Source organism: Nostoc sp. (assembly GCF_036917755.1).
Lineage (GTDB): Bacteria > Cyanobacteriota > Cyanobacteriia > Cyanobacteriales > Nostocaceae > Nostoc.
The window spans coordinates 1-24,254 of record NZ_JBALFC010000143.1 but is presented as its reverse complement, the minus strand read 5'-3'; the positions used below and the strand labels follow the sequence as shown (position 1 = coordinate 24,254).

The window sequence follows — 24,254 nt, the reverse complement described above, 5'->3', positions numbered from 1 at the left end:
TTCTTTAATTTTAGTGCGTTTCAACGCACTTTAGCTATTAGCCCGCAATTTATTGCAGGGCGGGAAAGCAACGCAAAACCAAAGTTTTAGGAATGGAGAGTTTAACCCCTCGTAAATTGACCAACAGTATCATAAATTTAAGGGATTGTAATGTATGAATTTTGAATTTTGAATTCGGAGCGAAGCAACGTGACGCCTTCACAAGACGTAGATACTGTAAACGTTCCCAACATCGACCCAGAGGAATATGGTAACTCAGACACCGATCCTCTTGATGAGTTACCAGGTGAAATCGAAATGTCTCTTTTCGACCACCTAGAAGAGTTGCGACAACGGATTTTCTATTCGCTGATTGCCGTAGTGGTGGGCATTATTGGCTGTTTCTTTGCCGTTAAGCCCATTGTCCAGTTACTTGAGGTTCCAGCACAAGGAGTAAAATTTCTCCAACTTGCACCCGGAGAATATTTCTTTGTCTCCCTCAAAGTCGCAGCCTACACTGGGTTCATACTTTCTAGTCCTTTTATTCTTTACCAGATTATCCAGTTTGTCGTTCCAGGACTGACTCGCCGCGAACGCCGTTTACTAGGGCCTGTGGTTTTGGGTTCGAGTGTGTTATTTGCAGCAGGGTTAGTATTTGCCTATTTACTCCTTATCCCCGCAGCGTTGAAATTTTTCATCAGCTACGGAGCAGATGTAGTCGAACAACTTTGGTCAATTGATAAATATTTTGAATTTGTGCTGCTACTATTATTCAGCACTGGTTTAGCATTTCAAATTCCGATCATTCAACTGTTGCTCGGTAATTTGAACATTGTCTCGTCAGAACGGATGATTTCTGGTTGGCGTTACGTGATTATGGGAGCAGTGGTTTTAGGAGCCGTTCTGACACCTTCTACTGATCCTCTAACTCAAAGTCTCTTAGCCGGAGCAGTTTTAGGGCTTTATTTCGGTGGTGTTGGACTGGTGAAGCTTACAGGTAAATAACATAGAGATTGACCGTGCCAATTTTAGATTTTAGATTTTAGATTAAAGAATTGAAGAATTAAAAATTATTTCGGTTCATGCCCCGTCCCTCGTGGGCGGAACAAATCCAAAATCCAAAATTTAAAATCATAATGCCTCGTACCCTTGTGGTCTCTTTCAATCCAAAATCGGCAATCCCTTCTCCCAAGGGGAGACGCTGCGCGAACGGCTTGGTGCAGTCACTCATGGGGAGCCACTGCGGTGGACGGGAACGCCTGCATAAAGCAAGTGGCGTGCAAACCCCCTGTTCCCGCACTGCTTCACCAAAATCCAAAATTGTTTGACTTCTGAATTCTTCTTCAACTGATGTCAGTAAATTGCGTTGCTTGCTTTGTTTTATCTACGAGGCGTTTAGCGCGTTTATCCTGATACATTAGCTTGTCAGCTTGTTCTATCAATTGTTCTAGTGAAATATTTTCATTTAAGGCGCATTGCGTGATCCCAACACTTATAGATAGTTGATAGGAGTGATTATGCTCTTGATTAAAGCGATCAATATTTGCTTGCAATCGAGGATAAAATTCGTCTGTATTCCCCGACTCGACAGGAACTAATATTAGAAACTCGTCTCCTCCTAGACGGGCAATAATATCAGAATCACGGAAGGTTTGCTTTAATAATTTGGCTGTGTCAAGGATCATTCTGTCTCCTACATCATGCCCTAGAGAGTCATTAACTTGCTTTAAACCATCTATATCAACAAACAAAAGACAACAGAACATTTGTATGCGTTGGACAATTTTGAATTGCTGATTTGCCAGCCAAAAGAAACCACGTCGATTATATAATCCTGTCAACTCATCAGTTACAGATAACTCCCTTACCTCTGCTTCAGCCTTCAGGCGTTCGTTAACTTCATGCTCTAGGCGTTGATTTTGTTCAATAAGTTGTTGGTGTTGCTGTTTGATAAGTAGCTGGTTTCTGACCCGGATTAGCACTTCAAGTTCTTGAAAGGGCTTGGTGATATAGTCTTGTCCACCTAGTTCAAATGCCTGCACTTTATTATCGATTTGGTCAAGGGCACTAATAAAAATAATCGGAGTTTGATCTGTTATTTTTGATGCTTTCAACTGTTGACAAACCTCATAGCCATTCATTTCGGGCATATTGATGTCAAGCAGAATCAGATCGGGCGGATGTCGAGAAGCAGCTTGTAATGCCATTCTCCCGTTGAGGGATTTACGGATGATATAACCCTGCGACTCTAATATTTTGGTTAACAGTCGTAGATTATCGGGGGTATCGTCCACGATTAGGATATTGGTTTCCGAAGCGGATTTAAGTAAATTAGCCATAGAGGGAAGGTGGGGAATGGGAAAAATTATTAACCAATTATCAATTACTAATTACTACTTTATAAAACTTACCTGTCTCACTACTTTATCCTAAATCAAAGGGTTTAAGACCCCAAATCTTAGAGACGCACTCGCGTTCGTCTACACGTAGCTTTAGTTTCAGTCGGGCTTTAAATCCCTCTCTGAAACTCTCTTCAATTTTGAATTTTGAATTTTGAATTTTGAATTTTGAATTGTTAACTCCTTAACCCTTGTTCGCGTAAAAGGGTATCAGACCATACAGCATCTTCTCGTTTTAGGGGTGGTAGTGATTCTTTATTATAGTCAATTGCTAAGTAATATCTGGCACGATTGTATATACCATGCAATAAGGTTTGCAAATCTACAATCGGTTCTATATCTTCTGACTGTAACGGTAATGGAAATACAGGAATCGTTTCTCTGATGCTAAAGCCGTATAATTTAGCTTGAGGGCGTGTTTCACTTCTGCTAACAATAATTTGATAATCTGTTACAGGAACTTCTCCTAAAAGTGACATCGGTTTTCCACTTCTGAGTAAATCAATTTCGATTAAGTGAGAAAGACTAGCTAAAACTTGTTTGCGTTTCAGTTGATATGCTTTTCTACCTTCGCCTGGGCGTTTATTTTTCGGAGATAAAACTTCGATAGATGTCACCACAAAACCTGTAGAAACTTCTCGGATTTCTAAGTAATTTTCTGTAATATGTTCAGGTAACGGTATGATCACCGTGATGCCTTCTGATGTCGCTGTTTGGGTAGCAGTTGATGAATATTGCGGCGGTGATGTTTGTTGAGAATAAACAGAAACATCAGGTATACCAACTAATACAGAATCTGAGTCATCACTTAAATAAGTACGTTGTTCAATTGCAACTCGATAGTGTGGGGGAATATTTTGCTCAATAGTATCTGCGATCGCTGTAATCAATCGATGATGTACTTCTGACCAAAACACAGGATTTTCTAAATAAGGATTCATTCCGGGAAATGGAGAATTCATAGTTTGACTATCCTGAAATTGAGGATTGGGATGATTTTAAAATAATTCGTAATTCGTAATTCATAATTCGTAATTAAGTTTTGTAATGGGGATTTTACCCCAACACAAAACTAAAACTTACCGGTTATAGAACCGGGGGACTTAAACCCACGGAACTAGTTAAATTAACAAGAAAGAATAAAGGCGCCAGTCGCTACGAATATTCTTAACCGAGCAGTATTGTCTCCTTTCCCCCTTTACTGAGTTTGGGTGAGAGTTGCGATCGCTTCGAGTTGGAAGTTATCCACCAGAGATTTCAGAACATTAGCAAGAACTTGCTCCTGGTTGGGGATTTGAGCAATGAGATTATAGAGTTTGGCATCGTTGAGATCCAGAGCTGCTTGATTTGCCTGAATAATCCACTCTGGTGACATTACCTGTAAATCTTTGGCGGTTAGGGATTTATGAACTAAGGTTTGCTGGTCTACACCCGGTAAAGCTTCTTCGCGGTAGCGGTAGCTGACTCCCAAGTAGTGTGCAATCCGATCAAATAGGATAGCTTCTATAAATGGTTTGGTGATGTGGTCGTCGCAGCCGGCTTGAATGCTGGTGGTATAGTCTTCCTCAAAGGCATAGGCTGTCACCGCAATAATCACCACGTCTTTACCTGCTTCCCTCCCTCGAATTTGGCGAGTAGTTTCGTAGCCATCGATCACAGGCATTTGAATGTCCATTAAAATCAGGTGGGGATACCATTCTGACCAGAGAGCGATCGCCTCGTTTCCGTTCTCGGCTGCACAGACCTCGAACCCAACTAATTCCAATAGTCTAACGAGCAACAGACGATTTTCTCTCAAGTCTTCCACCACCAAAATCCGATAAGTGGGCTGTCCCGGTTCCAGACCGATAACAGTGCGAGTCATTTCCGGCGCGATAATATCCCCTGACCTTACCAGAGTCAGTAAAACCTCACAAATGAAGGTTGACTTCTGATTCAGGATGCTTCGCGCTGTAATATCACCACCCATTAAACGAGCAAACTGACGGCTAATCGATAAGCCTAAGCCTGTACCTTGAACATAGCGACCTGGTTCTGTTTGCGTGAAAGCTTCAAACACAGTCTCGATATCGGACTGAGCGATACCACATCCAGTGTCTTCAACTTCTAGATGAAGGGTGATGATTGGTTTGGAATCATCGCTAGAAATTGAATCAACTGAGTTAATGCTGCCCACTCTCTCGGTCAAAGCTTGGAATCGCAGGGTGACACTGCCTGTTGTCGTAAATTTGATCGCATTGCTTAATAGATTGAGCAGAATTTGTAGCAGTTTTGATTCGTCACCATACACATAGCGAGGAACGCTGGGATCTTGCTGTGTGATCAAATCAATTCCTTTCTCTAAAGCTTTGAGGGCAACCATATCTCTGATCGAGTGGATTAGCTGATGCAAATCGAAAGAGTTTTCCGTTAACTTTAACTGACCCGCTTCAATTTTGGACATTTCCAGCACATCGTTGATCAGAGTTAGCAAGTGTTTTCCACTGCGGCTGATGATGCCTAAATCTTCTTGAAACTCAGATGGAATCTTCTCGCTGCGGTTCATCAACTGAGTAAATCCCAAAATGGCATTCAGAGGAGTCCGCAGTTCGTGGCTCATTTTAGCAAGGAACTGGCTTTTGGCGCGGTTGGCGATCGCGGCTTGTTCTGCGGCTTGTTCTAGGGCGATCTGGGAAAACTCCAGCACTGCCAACATCAGCGTATTTCGCATCTCAGTAGCGGCTTCCAGTTCCGCAACCTCCCAAGGCAAGGAAGTTTCCCGCACGGTTTCCTTCCACATTGCAAAGGACTTCCGGGGAGACAATTGCATCTCTCCAATTTCGTTGATTGTTAACGTATCGTGGGGGTTGCCTGCCCAATTCACCATCTGGATTTGCTCCGGTCGAAACCAGATAATGTGGTACGACTTTTGTTTGGCGTGGTTGAATAAAATTGAAATTGCCAGGATGCCGCTAGCTTGATCTTTGAATGCCTCCGCTTCTGGATATAAATGTGAGAGGAAATCGCTAGCAAACACTCGTTCCCCCTTGCGTTGCACCAACCAGGTAACAAGCTCCTGCACCTGGGTAGCCGATGGCGTTTGACCAACTAATGTCAGATGACCGTCAAGTAAAATCGCGGCTCCTTGGGCATGAACTAGATCCAGCAATTGAGAAGTATTTCGGATCAACACTTGCTCAATGAAATTGGACTCCTGCAATAACGTCTGTTGCAGTTCATCCTGAATCGCTTTCACCTGCGTTCGGTAAACATCCAATTCTCGTTCTTGCTGATGCACCAGTTCAATTGAGGCAAACTGTCCTAAAAATTCACAGGCTTTGCGAGTTTCATAATCCACTAGTTTCGGGCTGTAGTGATGACAGGTAATTAATCCCCAGAGGCGTTTGTCGTTGATCAACGAAATCGACATTGACCCAGCAACCCCCATATTCTGTAAATATTCAATGTGATAGTGAGACACTCCTCGTAACAGAGAATCACTCAGATCAAGGGGTGTATCCCTCAGAGGATGGTTGGTGGGAATCAGGGGGATAGGGGTGTAATTGATATCGGGAATGAATCGCACCCACTTGCGGCAAAACAACTTGCGGGCTGGCGCGGGAATATCTGTCGCCAAATAGTGCAGTCCCAAGTAGCTTTCTAAATGCTTCTGTTTCTCCTCCGCAATCACCACACCACTGTCGTCTGCCTGAAAGCGGTAGATCATAACCCGATCAAACCCAATCATTGCTTTTACCTCTCTGGCAAGGCTTTGAGCCAGATTTATCAGGCTAGTGGCATTACGGAAATTGGCGATCGCCGCTTGCAGGCGATGATAGAACTGGATTGAAGAGATGCTTTTGAGCGATCGCACAGGTTCTAGTTCCATAATCAACCCATCTACTATCCGGTACATCATACCTGTGAATGTGTGACTTTCACGTTGCCAATCAGTCTCAGCAACCCGCCGCGTTTTTAGCTCAAACGGATTGCAAAACTCCAGATTATCTTCAGCCAGATAGCCAGCAAGTCGCTGCACTTGAGCGTGAGAAAACAACCGTTGTAAGGGTTGACCCAGCAATGCTTCTGCTGAAATCCCAAAAAACTGTTCCACATTTTCACTAATCTGCAAGATTGTTAGCTGTGGCTCTTGCAGCATCAGCAATATTCCATGCGGCTGAATATAACCGGGAGCATATACTGATTCATCACTACACACTTCTAAAGCCGTCAGTATAGTGGTGAGTGAGGAAAGTGAGATCGGATTTGGTAATTGCATAGCTGAGGTAAGCAGTTTTGGAAATCAAAAGTTGTGAATCGAAAAATCGAAAAGTTTTTTTCAAAAGAGCGATACTCCTGCGGAGTCGTTGCACAAACGCGATCGCTAAAACCTCCGTGGGACGGTCGTTTTACTTTTTGAACTTCATCGATTATCGATGAAGTTCAAAAAGTATTTGCTAAAAAGCCAGGGTTTTTACCGGATAAAGAAAACCGAGTTCTTAATTTCGGATAAAGTCCAGCTAAGTTGAAAATTCAGACAACGAGAATTGCCTTGAATCAGTTTCATCTTAGCTGTTACTAACCTTCTACGCCCTCAAGTAGCCGATTTCATCTCGGAAGTTTTAGTCTTGGGAGTGGTTTTAAACGATGGAGAAGTTGTATTAATATCAGCCCGATAGAGATGTAGCGATGGGCAACGGAATTTTAGAGCAGGTTATGAGATTTTTGGATAAAAAATACTGTAATTACTCAGAAATTTATTGATGTTAATGTAATATAGGACTCGTATTTGATTTTTGAAAAAAATCAGTACACCCCAAAAAGGCTTCTTCCCTACTCCCCACTCCCTACTCCCTACTCCCTGTCTACGCAAATAATTATGGCTACGCCACGCTGCGCGAACAGAAATCAAAGCAGACTGCTATAGTCAGTCATAATATCCATTCCGAAGCGCGATCGCCCAAATCTAGAGGAATGCTAACAGCTTTGCCGAGCCGGGGGCGATCGCGTGTTTGGGCAATAAAAGTTTGTACTTGTGTTGACCCACCCAAGCCATGAAGATAATTGGCAATGCTATCAAGATGCTCTTGGTACTCCGCCTCGCTCAAGGGAAAAGAAGCTTGCTCCCGATATTTCCACATTACTTGCAAAAATATCTTTCCTTGTGTCCGCCGCAACTGGACATCGTAAGAATATCCCCACTTATCAAGCAACATCTGACGTAATTCCTGTCCTGTCATAGCTTTTCTCAATCAGATTTTACATTTAGTTATGATGTTAAGTTCCGTGACTCCAGTATGATAAGGATATAAAGAAATGTAATGCTAACAGAAAAGATGCTAAATATATCTTGGAACAGAGAAGTATGGCATCGTTGTGAGCGCTAGCATTTCGACTTAGACAAGAGTTGCTCAAGTACTAGTACTGTTGTCAAAATGCTTAACAAAATACACAAAGAGCGCGTAGATTATGGCTCAATTTTCTGAATCAGCAGACGTGCCTGATATGGGGCGTCGTCAGTTCATGAATCTGCTCACTTTTGGGACTGTGACTGGAGTGGCTCTGGGTGCATTGTATCCCGTTGTCAACTACTTTATTCCACCCGTAACTGCTGGCGCCGGTGGCGGTGCAACGGCAAAAGACGAGCTAGGTAACGATGTTAGCGTCAGTAAATTTCTCGAAAACCGGAATGAAGGCGATCGCAACCTAGTCCAAGGACTAAAGGGAGATCCTACCTATATTGTGGTAGAGAGCAAAGAGGCGATCAAAGATTATGGCATTAACGCCATCTGTACCCACTTAGGTTGTGTCGTCCCCTGGAACATTGCTGAGAACAAATTTAAGTGTCCTTGTCACGGTTCCCAGTATGACGAAACTGGTAAAGTTGTTCGGGGACCAGCACCTCTGTCTCTGGCTTTAGCCCATACCAAAGTAAATGACGACAAAATCGTTTTGACCCGTTGGACTGAAACCGACTTCCGCACCGGTGATGCACCTTGGTGGTCTTAATCAGTGCTGAGTGCTGAGTAAGGGATGAGGGAGTGAGAGAGTTGGGAGTGAGGGAGTGAGGAAGTTGGGAGAATAACCAATGCCCAATGCCCAATGCCCAATGCCCAATGACCAATGACTAATGACTAATTCAATCGTTGTCCTTATTAGAGATGAGAAATGTTTTCTTAACAGCGAGGTTAACTCGCAGTGCTAGAGCGATCGTCAAAACATTGCTCATAGCGATCGCTACTGTGACATTTTACTTCACCAGCGATCTAGCTCTTCCCCAATCTGCTGCCGCCTATCCCTTTTGGGCACAGCAAACCTATCCCGAAAGCCCCCGCGAACCAACCGGGCGGATTGTTTGTGCCAACTGCCACCTAGCAGCCAAGGTTACAGAAGTGGAAGTTCCCCAATCGGTGCTACCTGACACTGTATTCAAAGCTGTGGTGAAAATCCCTTACGATCTGGGCGCCCAGCAAGTTGGTGCTGACGGTTCCAAGGTTGGCTTGAACGTCGGTGCAGTACTGATGCTACCTGAAGGCTTTAAGATTGCTCCTGAAGACCGTCTTTCCGAGGAACTTAAAGAAGAAGTTGGCGACACTTCCTTCCAACCCTACAGCGAAGACAAAGAAAACATCGTCATCGTCGGGCCTTTACCCGGTGAACAGTATCAGGAAATCGTCTTCCCAGTTCTTTCTCCCAACCCCGCAACCGACAAGAATATCCACTTCGGTAAATATTCAGTTCACGTAGGTGGTAATCGGGGACGCGGACAAGTTTATCCCACTGGCGAAAAGAGCAACAACACTGTTTACAACGCTTCCGCTACTGGCACAATTACCAAGATTGCCAAAGAGGAAGATGCAGATGGTAACGTCAAATATCTAGTCAACATTCAACCCGAATCTGGTGATGTTGTCGTTGATCCGATTCCTTTAGGGCCAGAACTAATTGTTTCCGAAGGGCAAGCAGTTAAAACTGGTGATGCTTTGACCAACAACCCGAACGTTGTCGGTGGATTCGGTCAAAAAGATGCAGAAATCGTATTGCAAGACCCCTCTAGAGTCAAATGGATGATTGCGTTCATCGCTCTTGTGATGTTAGCCCAAGTTATGCTGGTGCTGAAGAAGAAGCAGGTTGAGAAAGTTCAAGCTGCTGAGATGAATTTCTAAATTCTTTGCTAAATTATTACTTGTAGGACAGGCATCTTGCCTGTCTTTTTTAACGTTAGTTACACGAAGCCTGGAAATTTGCGGCTTAGGATTGCTATAGAAAATTTCCCTACTGGAGACACGACATGGATGGGACAGCCTTAGTTGTGGGCGCGAGCGGCATCATCGGCAGCAATCTTGCGAGAGAACTGATCGCGAATGGATGGACGACCTATGGCTTGGCCCGAAATCTTAAAAAAGGGGTGGAAGGGTTACGCCCTGTTGCTGCCGATCTGCTCGATCTAGCTAGCCTGAAAACTGCGCTGTTAGACATCGCCCCGACGCACATCTTCATCACGACGTGGATGCGTAATGCGACCGAGGCCGAGAACGTCAGGGTCAACGGCACGATGGTTCGCAATCTGCTGGATGTTCTGTCACCGAAGGACTCAGTGCAGCACGTGGCCCTTGTCACCGGCCTCAAGCACTATCTCGGGCCATTCGATGCATACGCCAGGAGCGGATCGCTGCCAGAAACTCCATTGCGCGAGGAGCATCCCCGGCTCGATGTCGAAAATTTCTATTATGCTCAGGAAGATGAGGTCTATGCCGCCGCAGCCCGTGACGGTTTCACCTGGAGCATTCATCGCCCTCACACTGTCATTGGAAAGGCGGTCGGCAATTTGATGAACCTCGGCACGACGCTGGCCGTGTATGCCGCGATCTGCAAGGAAACCGGGCGTCCGTTCCGCTGGCCAGGTTCTGAAGCGCAGTGGAAGGGCATCTCCGACATGACCGACGCGCGGGTGCTGGCGAAGCACCTAGTCTGGGCGGCGAAGACCGAAGCGGCCCACAACGAGGCGTTTAACGTCGTCAATGGCGACATCTTCCGCTGGATATGGTTGTGGGGACGGCTGGCTGACTGGTTCGGCATCGATCCCATCGGCTTCGACGGCACAACCCACTCGCTCGAAGCCGAAATGGCGAATGAAGGTGCTGTCTGGCGCGAGATCGCAAAGCAGCATGGCCTCGCCGAGCCGGATCTGAGCCGTTTATCGTCTGCATGGCACACTGATCTTGATCTTGGGCGTCCGATTGAGGTCATGACCGACATGTCGAAGAGCCGCAAACTCGGCTTCTCCATATACCAGAAAACGGACGAGTCGTTTTTTGACCTGTTCGAGCAACTACGCGCAGATCGGTTGATTCCGTAGAACCTCGGTGGATGATGCTCTTGTGGGAGGCTCTGCCTAGGCTGTTGACGGGAGGCAGAGCCTTATGGTCGCATTCCCAGACAGAGCCTGGGAACGAGGCAGGGTAAGACTTTTAGCTTAACAAGCTAACCATCGATATTATGGTCAATATGTAAAGTGCGTAAGTCCTAATTTATATCCAAATTCCCTTCGGCAATAAATATATGTACTTAGTCAAAAATATTTATATTAACTTATGGAAACCGAGAATGTTTATGAGGCTAATGAAGATGAAGGAATTATTATAAGCCTTTTTCTTGACTTTCTGATCAAGGATGCTATGCAGAACCCTTCTAAACTTGTTCCTTATACTCAAGAAATGAGCGATGAAACGGATGATTTGCTGGCTGATGTAGTTATAGATTAATGGCTGCATTTACTTGTAATGGTTGGCAATTTACGGTAATTATCTATGAAATTAAATAATGGGCAACGATGCTTAACTTTGAAGAAAGATGAGTACTTATTACCAGCGATGTCTACGACGGGCTATGCCTACGCGATTTAGAATTTTTGGTGATTTCTCAGCCTCCCAGTCATGGCGATCGGATTTTGAGCGATATTATTGAATCTAGCCATAGTTGAGTTGAGGTATCCGACCATGACAGCCTCAGTAGAGTATATCCCTGTTACCACGATTGAGTACCCAGATGAGGACGGTAAGCCGATAGCCGAAGGTGATTTACAGCGCAAGTATCTCGTATACGCTACCACTGTGCTGGAAATTTATTTCCAAAATCACCCAGATATATACGTCGCTGGTAATCTATTTATTTACTACGAAAAAGGTTATCCAGAATCGGTTGTCGCACCAGATGTATTTGTGGTCTTTGGAGTGGAAAACCGTGACAGACGCTCTTACAAAACCTGGGAAGAAAATAATCAAACCCCAGATTTTGTTCTAGAGATTACCTCAAAAAGCACTCGCAGCAAAGACCAAGGGGCAAAGAAAGGAATTTACGCCTTTTTGGGAGTGCGTGAATATTTCCAATATGACCCCACAGGCGATTATCTCAATCCTCAACTCCAGGGTTTACACTTGGTCGATGGGAATTATTTCCCAGTGGCAACTAATACCTTGCCAGATGGTACAGTATCCCTACTCAGTGAAGTTTTGGGGCTAGAGTTGCGCCTGGAAGCAGGAAAACTGCGTTTTTACAATCCAGCTAGGAATCAAACACTCCTAACTCATGAAGAGGAAGCAGCAGCACGACAAGCCGCAGAGGAGGCTCGACAGCAAACGGAAGAAAAGGCGCAAAGATTAGCTGCTAAACTTCGAGAATTAAATATTGATCCAGATAGCCTTTAGCTAAATCCGACAGTGTTAATAAAATAATCGGGTGAGTATGATTTACCCATCCTAATTATGCTTACTGCATTAGACAATAATCTCAAAGTTCTCCATTAATCTTACGCCGAATTATTTCCATCTGAGCTTGCATATCAGCTTCTGTCACAGGCATAGGATAGCCTTTAGAATTAGGGTCACGTTTGCTCATCAAAAAACGTAGAGCTTCAATGTCTTCGCGGTTTCCACGACGTAAGCTCTCAACTCTGTAAAACTCATTTGCTCATAATTATGGTTCATTGACAAAATCCCATTCGCCATTGCGATAAACAATAATTTGCAGTTCTTCGGCAGATAGAATGTAAACTTCTCCGGTTTTGCCGTCAAATCGAAATAAGCGGATAGCTAAACTGTTCACAGAAACTTTAAAGTAAGATCAGTATCTTTGCTGTATCAGTGTTTAAGAGCAATCAAATATAAATGAACTAACAGCTTTTATTCTACTAATCAGTATTTTTTATGAAATTATCGTCTAAAGTTTTGGCAGTTTTAACTTCTTCTTTAGGTTTATTTTCAATCAATTTTGCTGTTTCTCTACCTGCTCAAGCGTCAGTTGTATGTGAAGCTGGGACAATTAGTAATTATGAAAATGGTTCGTTGGCAAGTTGCATTCTTGGCCAAGATATAAATGTACAGGTTTCCAGCCCCAGTTCCGGGTTATCTAATTTTGAGTGCCAAGCCGAAAAATCTATATCTTTTGATGATAAAGCACAGTTTAAAAGTTGCCGACTTTCACAGGAAATCAAACTTATAAAAGGTAACTCAGTTGAAACATGCCCAGCAGAATACAAAGTAGATGTTTTAGTTTCAACTAATGGTATTCAATCCATTAGTTGTAGTCCCTAACAGGATGTTTTAAAATTGTGGGGCTATTGGGCATTGAGGCAGGATGTTTGTAAAAAGCTGCATTCGGGACTTCAAAAGGTTTGATTTGGCGTGGCAAATAATGATACCCCCTAGAAGGTGGGCATTGCCCACCCTACTACTACAACGGACGGTAGACGCGATAGTTGATTTCGGGGAAAATATTATCCATTAACTCGACTTTTTCTAGCCAACCACTGTCAATTTTGCCGATTTTCACGTCTTCGTAGAGCTTATTGAATCGCATCAGGTGCGATCGCGTCCGTCTGACTGCATAGGGTACCATAGTTCCCGTCCGCATAATAAATGCCCAGTCAGAAGATTGTGCTAATAATAATTCCCGCGCTGCTTGGTTCAATGCTCTCCATCCCAACTCATCCTCTGGTTCCAGGTGCGAGATTTCAATCATCCGTTCAGCAGCTTTATGCAAATGCGGATAAACCCACGCGTTCGTTTCGTTCAACCAATACTCGTGAAAACCCTTGAAACCCCAACTTGACTGCGAAGGACGACAGACTTGCTGAGTTGGCTGATCTCGCAAATAATCTGCTAAATGGGTCATTTGATATGTTCCTTGGTCATACCACGACTTGCGGAATAGGTAATCGATGAACCAGGGGCCTTCATACCACCAATGTCCAAATAACTCTGCGTCATAAGGCGAAACGATAATTGGCGATCGCCCCATTAGAGCATAAAGATTCTCCGATTGCCGCTCTCGGTTATACATAAAGTTAGCAGCGTGTTCTGCTGCCTTTTCTTTAGCCCAATAGGGATCGTAAAGCGCCTTATCTGAAAGTCCTAAACCGCGTCCAGTAATTTTATGATACTTAATCCCCGTATTTTTTCGCTGACCATTGGGCATGATGTAGGGCTTGATGTACTCATATTCTGCTTCCCAGCCCAAATCTTTATAAAATTCTCGATATTCCGCCGCCCCAGGATAGCCCACCTCAGAAGACCATACCTGTTGGGAAGATTCATGATCTCGACCAAAGACAGCAACACCACTTTCTGTATAAATTGGGGCATAAGTGCCAAAGCGCGGACGGGGACGGGCGTAAAGGATGCCATGCCCATCAGTGAGGAAGTAGCGTAACCCAGCATCCGCTAGCATCCGGTCTAAACCTTCATAGTAGGCGCATTCCGGCAACCAAATGCCTCTGGGTGCTTGTCCAAAGGTTTGCTCGTAATGTTCGCAGGCTACCTGGATTTGCGCCCACACTGCTTCTGGATACATTTTCATCAATGGCAAATAGCCGTGAGTAGCGCCGCAAGTGATGATTTCCAGGTTGTTACTGTCTTGGAACTTCTTAAAAGCTGTCACCAAGTCACCGTTGTAGCGTTTCCATAGCTGACGCGCTTCGCTAAACTCAGTAGTGTAATGTTCGGCTAAATAACGAAGATGCCCGTTATTGACATTATGTTCTGCTTCCAGTTGTATAAGTTCTTCTAGTTGAGCTAAGTGTGCTTCATAGCGTTCTTGAAGCAGAGGATCACGAAGCATCGACACTAGAGGTGGTGTCATACTCATCGTGATTTTAAAGTCGATACCGTCTCGCTTTAAGCCTTCAAATACTTTCAATAAGGGGATGTAGGTTTCTGTGATGGCTTCATAGAGCCATTCTTCCTCCAGCACGTAGTCGCTTTCCGGGTGACGAACGAAGGGCAGATGTGCGTGGAGTACAAGCGCGACGTAGCCGATAGCCATAGTGATTTTGGGGTGATACTTGTAAGTTGAAGGTCGAGAGGTTGGGCAGAAATCAACAATATTTTAAGACTTTATGGGGATCGTAAGAATAGTTTTAGAGCAGTTTTCAATATCTGGGGAGGTGGAAGGGGGAAGAAATCACTATTCTTAAGCTTTAGCTTAAGTTTAGGTAAGTATTTTAGAGCAGAATAGAGGCGATCGCCAACTTAATCGAGTTTGGGTTGCGATCGCTTCCCTCGCCGTAGGCATCGCAAAAGCACCACAGTCGTAGTTACTCCTGAAGTCTTACCAGATGCGTAATTTCATCAAGATAAAAAAACTTTTTACTTAAAGTTTTGATAAAGTCAGCGTTTAATTACGTAGTTGAATTGATTTTTTCCAACCAAGTTGGTATGATAGCTTCAATCGAAAATAAAAATGCGTATTAAAACTATACGTAATAAATACTGACTAATTATGTATAAAATTAAATTTAAACCTGAGCGCAATCACCATTTAAGCGTAACTAATTTTTGGTGAGCAAACAGCTTTGAGTAAAACTATCTAATTTTTTCAATATTCAATAGTAAACGGAGAAATGTTTTATGCGTTTTACCCGCACGATACCCATTGCGTCTTTAATACTATCGATACTGGTTTTATGGCAGCCTACTTTAGCTGACTCCAGAAGTGGTCTTCCCTTGAGAAAAGAAGAAAAAATACCATCTGTCTGGGATAAAAATAAGTGTCTTGGAGGTTTTTCGCAAAGTTTTCGCTTGGGTGGAGAACTCAATAATCCAACCACATATAATTTGCAAAACCTGAGAAATTTGCGAGATACTTTAAAAAAGCAAAATCCAGCATTAGTTACTGAAATCACTGTGAGTTTTCAAACCGGCTCAGGTCCACAAACAGAAACATACTATGGAGTCCCTCTATGGGAATTGATTAATAATCCGAAAGCCGGAGGTGGTCTCAAACCCGGGAATTCTGGTTTAAATCCTAAAAACTCTTTTCTGAGGCAATATGTTCTAGTTGAAGCCACAGATTGCTATGGTGCAGTCGTAGCTATTGGTGAAATTCAACCTAACTTTGAAGGGAAAACAGTGCTAGTTGCATATGCAAAAAAAGGTAGTGATGGTACAGTTGTGCCTTTAAGAGATGAAGGATTTGCTCGTTTAGTAGTTCCAGGTGACAAAGCTGGAGGTCGTTACGTTAGTAATGTCAGAAATATCCTCATATTATCTGCTCCTGCTTCTCCTTTGAAACCAAAATATTTCTGAAAACCCGTCTGATTAAAGATGCCTACAACCGAGAGTTCATCTTCTAATACCAGTCTGATATCTAAGTTCTTCTGTAAGGCTGAAGATATCTCACTAAATGAGGAGAATCCAACAATCTCATAGTTGTTAGTATTAATCAGTTCAGAATTATTTTATAACTAGGGAGGATCAAAATATGGAAGTTAGCGCTCGTAATTCCTTAAAAGGAACTATTAAGAAAATTCACCCAGGAGCAGTCAACTCTGAGGTCATATTAGAAATTGTGCCTGGGGTGGAAGTAACTGCAATTATTACCAAGGAGTCGGTAGAGCATCTCCAACTTCAAGAGGGAAAACAAGCGATCGCTGTGATTAAAGCGTCAGATGTCATAATTGCTACAGAATAGCTCGAAATGAATAGATAAGTTGTGGCGATCCGCTTATAAAGCGATCGCTACGATTATCCAACTATTTACGAATTTTCCGAGCAAGGACTGCTACCACACACCAGACATGAAGGATCATGATAAGAATTTCGTTTGGCAAATACCATTCGCATCAAGTCAATTGTCAGCAGTTGTGACAATAGGGGTTGACTAAACTTAGTAATCAGCTTTATTACCTCTAATGCACTAAGACAAGCTAGTGTCCCAGAAACAGCACCGATAACCGAGAACCCACGCTGATTCCAATCTGGCTTTTCTGGGAACAAGCATGATAGACAAGGAGTGACACCAGGAATAATCGTCGTCAGGTAAGCTTCCATTCCGTCCATTGCAGCTTCCACCATTGGTTTTTGCCAGCGCACGCAAGCCTCATTGAGCAAGTTTCGCTCTGTGAAATTGTGGGCGCAATCAACAGCTATATCAGCAGATTGCACTAAAGAGTCTACATTCTCTTTTGTAACGTAATCATGAACTGCTTCCACCCGAATATCAGGATTAATAGCTTGCAGAGTTTCTCTGGCTTTGAATACTCTTGGCTTACCTACCCAATCATTTGTCATCAGAACCTGACGATTCATATCATCTAGCCGTAAGTCACCACCCCGAACTAGGATTAACCGCCCAACACCCGCTACTGCCAAATAAAGCGCTGATGTACCGCCTAATCCCCCTACACCTGTAACCAAAACTGTTGCGGATTTTAAGCGCTTCTGTGCTGCCTCTCCAAAATTGGGAAGCATCATTTGGCGGTGATAGCGTTCTAACTCACTGGGTGTTAAGTTCATCGCTTTTTACTTCTTTATCAGTCGTAAAATTTACCACCTAGTTGGTAGCAAGTATTGTAGTTGTCTATACACTTTTCTGATTTTTACCTGTAAAGTTGGTATTTGCTCCAGGCACTATTAAGGGAGCTATGTGCAAATATAGCGATGTATACGACGGGCTATTCGGCGTCGCGAATGTCTTGCTGCTCCCTTAGTAATAGTCATCAGGATTACCATCTGCAAGCAGAAGTCTTCAAGGAAAAATGGGCAACCATAAAAGACGAACCTTTTCCTTGGTATGTGCGTTTAGATCCTCTGCGCTTAATTTTGATGGAATAGTGAGCTTGCCTTGATTAATACCAAATTTTCGTCATTTACCTGTTTGACTAGGCTTCATCATCTGATGTTTCTTCAATCTCGATTTCCCAAGGTTCTCCTTTATAATCTGGTGAAAAAAGGTGAATTTTGGCTTTGTTGGAAAACTGCTTCAGCTTTTTGATGAACTGGGGAATAGCATCGACTATATGCAGATAACTTTCTATGTCATAGCAGATAATGAGTAACATCAGAGGACTAGTATTTATCTTGAAATACCAGTGACAATTTGATAATAAAACTCGCATAATTGGGCCACAGGCTTGATAAAATCGCCTGCAAGTAGCTTCTTCTAGTTGCCTGTAGAATAACTCGTTAAGTATAGGTGCTCCAGTTGGAGGCAAATCATCTGCGGGAAGGGGGAATTTATTCATAGTAAATAACTAGGGATTGGGAATTATTAGTCAAAAAAATACAATTATTCTGCATGTTTTCATCACGCCATCTGCTCAAAGATGGCGCGACGAGCATTTTCGTAGTTGCACCCAAAGTCGGGTTTTCATAGTAAGTGTTCTTGTTCTTGTGTTGCAAGCCATTGCAGTTCTAACCACAAACGCGGATCTGTCTGCTTTACCTTCGACATCGGATCTCGCAGCAGATGTGTAGCATTTAGGCAGACAACCTCAACCAATCCCGCATATTCTGCTACTTCTCTGAGTACAGGTATCTGGGCTTTGACAGCAGCAATCAGATTGTCAGGGCAATAAATTGTGAAGTATGGCAGAAAGTGAACACGAGGTCTTCCCCAATAAGACTTGATGAGTTTAACATGACAGTGTTTTAGCAATTCCTCGACTTGTGGGAAAGAATGAGCAATAACCGTTTTGAATTCTTTGACTAGCTCTTGTTCATACCAACTTGTGTTCATAGTTATAACTTTCATGTTGAAAGTAGCAATTGGGAATTTTTAATTGTGAATTAGTTTTTTTACTAATCACTGATAACTCAGCATTTACCAGCCTTGGCGCGAAGATTTTTTGGGATACTGTGTAGTACAAAAAGGTCGGCGAAGCAATTTTTTACTAATGCTGGTTTCATTCTCCTCAAACACTATCAAGTGCAATACTTGCTCAAGGAAACGCCGTTTGTCAAAAATGCCTTGAATCAGCACCTCTAATTCAGTTGCGCCCTTGGCAGGAAAGTCCTCGCCATCAATCGTGCGCCAGGGTAAAAACTCCTGCCAGTCTGAGGTTAATGTGCCGACTCGTGCCCGATTTCCAAAAGTAATAACTAGGAATGTATTGTAGTCAAACAGCTTCGGTATCTGTTCAATGTAGGTCTGAATTCGCTGATAACCTGCTTTGAAAGTGGCCTGTTCATCACTTGGCTGAATCGAGACAATAACTGCCAAGGGTAAACCATTGATAAACACAACTACATCAGGACAGTGAGTATAACTCCCCTCAACTATAGTCAAGGGATGAATAGCTAGCCAATCATTTTTCAGTAGATTAGACGTATCAATGAGCCACACTTTCTCATGAACTATTTCTTCGTTATACAGGTATTCAACTTGTACACCATCGGTCAAGAATTTGTGAAAGCGACGGTTATTTTCCAGCAAGTCGGAACTCTCTATGCAAGTAACCTGATACATAGCTGCGGCGATCGCCTCATCAGGTTTTTTCGGGTTAATTTTCTGCAAAGCGTCATGGAGGCGCTGAGACAAAACCACATCACCATAACTACTCCGCCCGATCTGATGCTTACCCAAAGCAATATCTGGCTCTAATAAAACTGTGTAGCCAATAACCTCGAACCAAGTGAGCGCATATGGTGCGATGGCTTTGCCCGCCGCAGGCATCGCAACTCTTAGAGAGGCTTTGCCAACGCGTGGCTGGCTTTTGAGTAGGGGTACCTCTCCGGCAGGCATCGCAGATTGTCTCAGGTCAAAACGGCGGCGAAGTTTTCTTGTAATACGACTCGCTTTGGCAGTTGTTTTTTTAAGCTGTGCTGGATTCATGAAGAAGACTTAATTTGAGTCAATGCAGGAGCTAGGCACGAGCTTGCTGACATTGGTTAGTATATTCACAGATGCCGTATACGGCTTGATACTAATTATCAAAGCTAAACTTGATCGGCAATATTGTATCCTGTGCTACATATTACCAATATTATTGGTAATATTGCGATCGCAGTTGGAATTGGCTGTGTATTAATGCTTAACTTTTGTTTCCTGCTCTAAAAACAGGTTGCCAATATCAAATAAAAGTTGCATAGTACCTCGATAGCCAACTTTGGTAGACTGACCATGATCTAAGCGATCAAAAATGGGAATCCCTTGACGATAGAGAGGAATTTTTAAGCGTTGAGCGATCGCCACTCCATGAGAGTTGGTAATTAGTAAATCAGACCCAACCGCCAATTGCTCAAAGTCTTCCAAATCGCCGATAGTGACGCTCTTAATCGGAAGTTTTTCTAGCAGAGGAAAGCGTGTTGTTGTCACTGCTGAGTGAATTTCAACTCCAAGCGATCGCAAAAAAGAAACTGTTGACCAAAGTAAATCTGGTTCCAGCGCCAAAGAAACTCGCTTGCAACCAAAGTAAAAGTGATTTTCCAACATCATAAATTGTAACTGACGGCGTTGACGGCGGTATTTCTCTGATACGCTGACACCACTGATATCCGCCAAAGCTTGCAGGAATTTATCTACTGCTGCTAGTCCCGTCAGTTCACCAAATACCTCATAGGGTATATTGAATTTTTGATCCAAAATTTGCGCCCCAGCCCGCATACTATCACCTAGTGCCAAAGTGAATACAGAACTGCCAATTGAGCGCAACTGTGCTGCATTTGTGCCATTAGCTGTAATGGCACTAGAAGAATCTTCTATATGACCATCTAGTGAACCAGAAAGGTCAGGTACAACAATAGGTACAAGTCCAAAAGAGGTGACAATCTCTTTGATTTCCTGTACATCCCCAGGTGTGAAGGCAGAACTCGCCAAAATAGTGATTTGTGTGGGATAAATGTCTTGCTTGGAGCTTTTTTGAGGGATTTCCCTGAGTACACTCTCAACTGCACCAGCAAAGCCATCCTGTAATGTACCTTTGAAATCCGGTGTAGAGACAAGCACAATTGGTAAATAATCCAGTTCTGGGTGACGGTGGCGAATCTCTTTAACAAAACGCCCCATGTCATCACCTCTGGTTTCCACGAGTCCAGTGCTACAAAGTCCGATAATTTCTGGTTTGGATCTCTGCACCAAAGTCAAGATTGCTTGTTCAACCCTTTCCTCGCCACCCAAAATGGTTGCAACTTCGGTCATTGCTGTACTGGAAAGGGGAATCGCCTGACGGAAATGCTGTACTAATACTGCCTTAGTCAAAGCAGTGCAACCTTGAGAACCGTGTAGTAAAGGCATGATTCCCTTCAATCCCAAAAAGGCTAAAACTGCACCCACAGTTTGGCTTTGCTTCAGGGGATTAACTGCAACTGATGTACTCGTAACGCTAATAATCGCCATCAAATGTCCTCCTGTAAAGGGGATGAGGGGGATGAGGGGGATGAGGAAGATGAGGAAGTAATTTCTCCCTCATCTCCCCCTGCTCCCTCATCTCCCCCTGCTTCCCCATCTCCTTCCCACGGGGCTGGCTGGCATAATTGCTCCCACACAGGGTTGTAAAAAGCGGCATACAGTTCTCGTGCTATCTCTAAAATTCCCATATAGCCTGCATAGGGATGGTTCCGTTCTTGATTAATGTCTAGGAATGGAATCCTAGCTGTGAGAGAAGTGTCTTGATGGCGTTTATCAGCAATTAACATATCAGCTTGATTTTCGTTAATTATCTGTAGGATTTCTTCAGGACTATTTTGTTCTAGAATTATGCCATCTTGACCCAGCAAACTTTTGACTCTAATTCTATCTTCCTCACTATTATTCTTGGTAAGAATAGCAATAACTTCCATTCCCAATTTCTTAGCCGTAAAGATAATTAACCAACTCTTGAAACTCCCAGTAGAAAGGATAACGCGCTTATCTTGCAATCGGGTGATATAAAGAGCGAGTTTTTCATCTATTGCAGCAGTTTCTTCTGCAATTAGTTTTTCTGTCGATTCCTGCAAATCAGAATTACCCAATTTTGCGGCAATATTCCTTAAACACTGATTGATTTGCTCTACACCATAAATAGACTCTTCAATATAGGGAATGCCATATTCTTTTTCCATCCCTTTTGCCATATTGATTAGTGCTTTAGAGGAGAGGATCACGTTAAGCTTGGCACGATGGGCATAGCAAACTTCTTTGTAGACAGCATCGCCTGTAATTTTTGCCAAAACTCTGATACGTAATTTCTCCAATAACGATAGAACATTCCATATTGCACCTGCAATGTTGTATTCACCAATTAGGTTGATGTCATAGGGTGTAGTAGTATCTGGTTCAGCTGTTCCAATAACATGTTCAAGCATTGCTTCACCAGCGACACGGTTGCCCAAATTTTGGTTGCCAATGAATCCAGGGCAATGTACAGGGATAGTGGGTATTCCTGTTTTCTCGGTGGCATTTTTGCAAACTCCCTCAATGTCATCCCCAATCAGGGCGGTGATGCAAGTCGAGTAAACAAATACTGCCGCAGGTTTGTAGCGTCTTTCTAATTCTAAAATGCCTTTGTACAGCTTTTTGGCTCCACCGAAGATGATATCGTTCTCATCGATGTCGCTAGTAAAGCGTATCTTGTACAGCATTGAACCAGAGGAGAGACTGCTGTAACTTCCCCAAATACTGGCAGCACAGCCGCTTGGGCCGTGAACTACATGAGCAGCATCGGTGATTGGTACTAGGGTAATCATTGCACTATCAAAAGCACAACTCCCTTGAGTAGTTCCAGGTTGGGGTAATTGTGTGGAGGACTTTTTTTTCTTTGGTATTTGCTGCTGGGGAGCATCTTCGGAATTTGACTCACTGAATGAATCGTTGATTTTTCCTGGGGTGGGATTCATTTGTTTGGTGACAATAGGTAGAAGTTGTTAGGTGTTAACTGAATTCCCAAAGGCTTTTTTCGGACTTTCATTTATTAATATATCTAAAGCATGGAATAAAAGGGAATGAAAAAGAGAATTTTCCATCCCCTAAAACATAAACATCAACTAGGTTGGAGAAGGAGAAAACAAAAACACGAACTAGACTATTAAAGTATTAATGTTGCCGTGTACACGTTGGCTGATTAGTGTTAGCACGGTGAGGAGCAAACACACAGAAGTTAATATCAGCTATTTGATTACCTCCATTTTCAAGGATTGTTCAGGAGTGATGAGTGCTGAGTCCTGAGTAAGAAGTAATGAGTCAGAAGTAGTACTTATGAATCTTCCCACTCTCAGCCGAGGCACTCGCTACTCTGAACTGATTTGATGCCTAAGCCTAGTTAATTTTACTTTTTACTCAGCACTCGTTACTCAGCACTGTTTCGGTGAGAGGTGGGCGATTCTCACCCACCTTATATTTACTCTATATTTAGCACCTGAGTCGGAACAAGAATCTTACTTCTTTTAGCTACCAGAAACTATTTCGACGTTTCCTTTTTTCAGTGCTTCTAGTGCTTCGCCTTGAGCATCTTCTTGCTTTTTAGCAGCGTCTGCTTGGCTAATCATTTTCGCAGCATTTTCTTCACTTTCAAGGATGCCGAACTCAATCAACAAATCTTCTAGCTCATCCATCTCGATGGGTGTGGGAACTGTCAGATTTGTATTGTTGATAATCTTGTCTGCTAATGTGCGGTATTCATTAGCTTGCTTGCTGTCAGGCGCATACTCGTTCACCGTCATCCGGCGCAACTCGGCGTGTTGCACGATATTGTCACGCGGGACGAAGTGAATCATGTGGGTATTCAATCTGGCTGCTAAGGTGCTAATCAGTTCGTCTTCCCGGTCAGTTTGACGGCTGTTACAAATCAGCCCACCCAAGCGCACGCCACCAGTGTGAGCGTACTTGAGAACACCACGAGCAATGTTGTTAGCTGCAAACATCGCCATCATTTCACCGGAGGTAACGATGTAGATTTCTTGGGCTTTACCTTCACGAATAGGCATGGCGAAACCACCGCACACAACGTCGCCCAATACGTCGTAGGATACGAAATCTACGTCTGCGTAAGCGCCGTTTTCTTCGAGGAAGTTGATGGCGGTGATGATACCGCGACCGGCGCAACCTACACCAGGTTCTGGCCCACCAGATTCTACGCATCTGATATCCCGGAAGCCAGTGATTACCACTTCTTCGAGTTCGATATCTTCCACAGCGCCCCGTTCAGCAGCTAAGTGCAACACGGTGGTTTGGGCTTTACAGTGCAGAATCAATCGGGTAGAGTCAGCCTTGGGGTCGCAACCCACAATCAAGATGCGTTGACCCTTTTCCGCCATAGAAGCGAGGGTATTTTGGGAGGTAGTAGATTTACCGATACCACCTTTACCGTAGAAAGCAATTTGTCTAATTTTTCCGTCGGACATGATGATTAATCCTGTAATTGTTTGTTTGGTGGGTCTGTCGGTTTATGAGGCGTTGGCACAAAGTGCCTACCGGAGGCGATCGCGCTGTAAAATTACAGCAGTGACCTTATGTAGAACGTCGTTGGAGGCCATGCCTACGGCGGGCTTCGCCAACGCTCTACAGCAAAAAGAGCCGAAAGAAAGAACATATTCAAGTTTTGGTCAGTTTTCATTAGACCTCTTGCAAAAGTCACTCAGGAAGATTTGATTTTGGGGAGAAAAAGCTCGTAATTGTAGAGAGCAGCAATCAGATTAAACCGCAAAC

Annotated in this window: 24 protein-coding genes and 1 pseudogene; 11 read left to right on the top strand and 14 right to left on the bottom strand. The window is 43.5% G+C overall.

The annotated features are described in order from the left end of the window. The first annotated feature begins 189 nt into the window (after positions 1-189). Positions 190-984: a twin-arginine translocase subunit TatC gene (gene tatC, locus V7L05_RS30220; RefSeq protein WP_335169730.1), complete on the top strand. Its 795-nt coding sequence runs from the start codon at positions 190-192 to the stop codon at positions 982-984. 338 nt (positions 985-1,322) lie between these two features. On the opposite strand, the gene V7L05_RS30215 is transcribed toward tatC, so the two are convergent. The 3 genes from V7L05_RS30215 to V7L05_RS30205 form a co-directional block, all read right to left on the bottom strand. Then, positions 1,323-2,318, bottom strand: a complete 996-nt coding sequence (locus tag V7L05_RS30215) for a GGDEF domain-containing response regulator (RefSeq protein WP_335169728.1) — start codon at positions 2,316-2,318, stop codon at positions 1,323-1,325. Positions 2,319-2,554: 236 nt separating this feature from the next. After that, complete coding sequence (locus V7L05_RS30210) at positions 2,555-3,340, bottom strand: DUF4058 family protein (protein WP_335169726.1); 786 nt, start codon at positions 3,338-3,340, stop codon at positions 2,555-2,557. Positions 3,341-3,576: 236 nt separating this feature from the next. Continuing rightward, positions 3,577-6,636 (bottom strand): response regulator, encoded by a 3,060-nt coding sequence (locus V7L05_RS30205; protein ID WP_335169724.1) that lies wholly within the window; start codon positions 6,634-6,636, stop codon positions 3,577-3,579. A gap of 286 nt (positions 6,637-6,922) precedes the next feature. On the opposite strand from V7L05_RS30205, the pseudogene V7L05_RS30200 reads away from it, so the two are divergent. Beyond that, positions 6,923-7,121: pseudogene (locus tag V7L05_RS30200) on the top strand (hypothetical protein); the annotation flags it as partial. 167 nt (positions 7,122-7,288) lie between these two features. Here V7L05_RS30200 and V7L05_RS30195 read toward each other — a convergent pair. Next, a complete protein-coding gene (locus V7L05_RS30195; RefSeq protein ID WP_335169722.1) occupies positions 7,289-7,597 on the bottom strand; it encodes a DUF3067 family protein in 309 nt (102 codons plus the stop codon). A gap of 229 nt (positions 7,598-7,826) precedes the next feature. On the opposite strand from V7L05_RS30195, the gene petC reads away from it, so the two are divergent. The 5 genes from petC to V7L05_RS30170 all read left to right on the top strand — a co-directional run bounded on the left by petC (position 7,827) and on the right by V7L05_RS30170 (position 12,064). Then, positions 7,827-8,366 carry a cytochrome b6-f complex iron-sulfur subunit gene (gene petC, locus V7L05_RS30190; RefSeq protein WP_335169720.1) on the top strand — a complete coding sequence of 180 codons (540 nt, stop codon included), beginning with the start codon at positions 7,827-7,829 and terminating at the stop codon, positions 8,364-8,366. Between the two features lie 152 nt (positions 8,367-8,518). Beyond that, complete coding sequence (petA, locus tag V7L05_RS30185) at positions 8,519-9,523, top strand: cytochrome f (RefSeq protein ID WP_335169718.1); 1,005 nt, start codon at positions 8,519-8,521, stop codon at positions 9,521-9,523. Positions 9,524-9,648: 125 nt separating this feature from the next. After that, on the top strand, positions 9,649-10,716 hold the full coding sequence (locus V7L05_RS30180) for an SDR family oxidoreductase (protein ID WP_335169716.1): 1,068 nt from the start codon (positions 9,649-9,651) through the stop codon (positions 10,714-10,716). Positions 10,717-10,951: 235 nt separating this feature from the next. Beyond that, on the top strand, positions 10,952-11,122 hold the full coding sequence (locus V7L05_RS30175; RefSeq protein WP_335169714.1) for a hypothetical protein: 171 nt from the start codon (positions 10,952-10,954) through the stop codon (positions 11,120-11,122). A gap of 234 nt (positions 11,123-11,356) precedes the next feature. Then, on the top strand, positions 11,357-12,064 hold the full coding sequence (locus V7L05_RS30170; protein ID WP_335169712.1) for a Uma2 family endonuclease: 708 nt from the start codon (positions 11,357-11,359) through the stop codon (positions 12,062-12,064). An 82-nt stretch (positions 12,065-12,146) separates the two neighbouring features. On the opposite strand, the gene V7L05_RS34900 is transcribed toward V7L05_RS30170, so the two are convergent. Next, the gene (locus V7L05_RS34900) at positions 12,147-12,254 is read right to left on the bottom strand and encodes a hypothetical protein (protein ID WP_442936998.1); all 108 of its coding nucleotides are present in this window, start codon (positions 12,252-12,254) and stop codon (positions 12,147-12,149) included. 78 nt (positions 12,255-12,332) lie between these two features. Then, the gene (locus V7L05_RS30165) at positions 12,333-12,461 is read right to left on the bottom strand and encodes a DUF6888 family protein (protein ID WP_335169710.1); all 129 of its coding nucleotides are present in this window, start codon (positions 12,459-12,461) and stop codon (positions 12,333-12,335) included. A 101-nt stretch (positions 12,462-12,562) separates the two neighbouring features. Here V7L05_RS30165 and V7L05_RS30160 point away from each other — a divergent pair, with 101 nt between their 5' ends. Then, positions 12,563-12,949 carry a hypothetical protein gene (locus V7L05_RS30160; RefSeq protein WP_335169708.1) on the top strand — a complete coding sequence of 129 codons (387 nt, stop codon included), beginning with the start codon at positions 12,563-12,565 and terminating at the stop codon, positions 12,947-12,949. Positions 12,950-13,088: 139 nt separating this feature from the next. On the opposite strand, the gene V7L05_RS30155 is transcribed toward V7L05_RS30160, so the two are convergent. Then, entirely contained in the window at positions 13,089-14,678 is a 1,590-nt protein-coding gene (locus tag V7L05_RS30155; protein ID WP_335169706.1) for a glycoside hydrolase family 57 protein, read from the bottom strand. 680 nt (positions 14,679-15,358) lie between these two features. Here V7L05_RS30155 and V7L05_RS30150 point away from each other — a divergent pair. Both V7L05_RS30150 and V7L05_RS30145 read left to right on the top strand, forming a co-directional pair. After that, positions 15,359-15,940, top strand: coding sequence for a hypothetical protein (locus V7L05_RS30150; RefSeq protein ID WP_335169704.1), 582 nt, complete (start codon positions 15,359-15,361; stop codon positions 15,938-15,940). 175 nt (positions 15,941-16,115) lie between these two features. Continuing rightward, positions 16,116-16,325 carry a TOBE domain-containing protein gene (locus tag V7L05_RS30145; RefSeq protein WP_094352220.1) on the top strand — a complete coding sequence of 70 codons (210 nt, stop codon included), beginning with the start codon at positions 16,116-16,118 and terminating at the stop codon, positions 16,323-16,325. Positions 16,326-16,390: 65 nt separating this feature from the next. Here the strand turns inward: V7L05_RS30145 and V7L05_RS30140 are convergent, their stop codons facing one another. Next, a complete protein-coding gene (locus V7L05_RS30140) occupies positions 16,391-17,149 on the bottom strand; it encodes a HesA/MoeB/ThiF family protein (RefSeq protein WP_335169703.1) in 759 nt (252 codons plus the stop codon). A gap of 174 nt (positions 17,150-17,323) precedes the next feature. On the opposite strand from V7L05_RS30140, the gene V7L05_RS30135 reads away from it, so the two are divergent. After that, entirely contained in the window at positions 17,324-17,467 is a 144-nt protein-coding gene (locus V7L05_RS30135; RefSeq protein ID WP_335169792.1) for a hypothetical protein, read from the top strand. A 47-nt stretch (positions 17,468-17,514) separates the two neighbouring features. Here the strand turns inward: V7L05_RS30135 and V7L05_RS30130 are convergent, their stop codons facing one another. The 6 genes from V7L05_RS30130 to nifH form a co-directional block, all read right to left on the bottom strand. Further along, positions 17,515-17,877 (bottom strand): hypothetical protein, encoded by a 363-nt coding sequence (locus tag V7L05_RS30130; RefSeq protein WP_335016957.1) that lies wholly within the window; start codon positions 17,875-17,877, stop codon positions 17,515-17,517. Positions 17,878-18,002: 125 nt separating this feature from the next. Beyond that, the gene (locus V7L05_RS30125) at positions 18,003-18,371 is read right to left on the bottom strand and encodes a hypothetical protein (RefSeq protein ID WP_335169701.1); all 369 of its coding nucleotides are present in this window, start codon (positions 18,369-18,371) and stop codon (positions 18,003-18,005) included. A gap of 84 nt (positions 18,372-18,455) precedes the next feature. After that, positions 18,456-19,466 (bottom strand): type I restriction endonuclease, encoded by a 1,011-nt coding sequence (locus V7L05_RS30120; protein ID WP_335169699.1) that lies wholly within the window; start codon positions 19,464-19,466, stop codon positions 18,456-18,458. A 192-nt stretch (positions 19,467-19,658) separates the two neighbouring features. Then, the gene (gene nifN / locus V7L05_RS30115; protein ID WP_335169697.1) at positions 19,659-20,969 is read right to left on the bottom strand and encodes a nitrogenase iron-molybdenum cofactor biosynthesis protein NifN; all 1,311 of its coding nucleotides are present in this window, start codon (positions 20,967-20,969) and stop codon (positions 19,659-19,661) included. Further along, positions 20,969-22,447, bottom strand: coding sequence for a nitrogenase iron-molybdenum cofactor biosynthesis protein NifE (gene nifE, locus V7L05_RS30110; protein ID WP_335169695.1), 1,479 nt, complete (start codon positions 22,445-22,447; stop codon positions 20,969-20,971). Before nifE ends, nifN begins: the two co-directional genes overlap by 1 nt. A 546-nt stretch (positions 22,448-22,993) precedes the next feature. Next, complete coding sequence (nifH, locus tag V7L05_RS30105; protein WP_335169693.1) at positions 22,994-23,950, bottom strand: nitrogenase iron protein; 957 nt, start codon at positions 23,948-23,950, stop codon at positions 22,994-22,996. Positions 23,951-24,254: the final 304 nt, after the last annotated feature.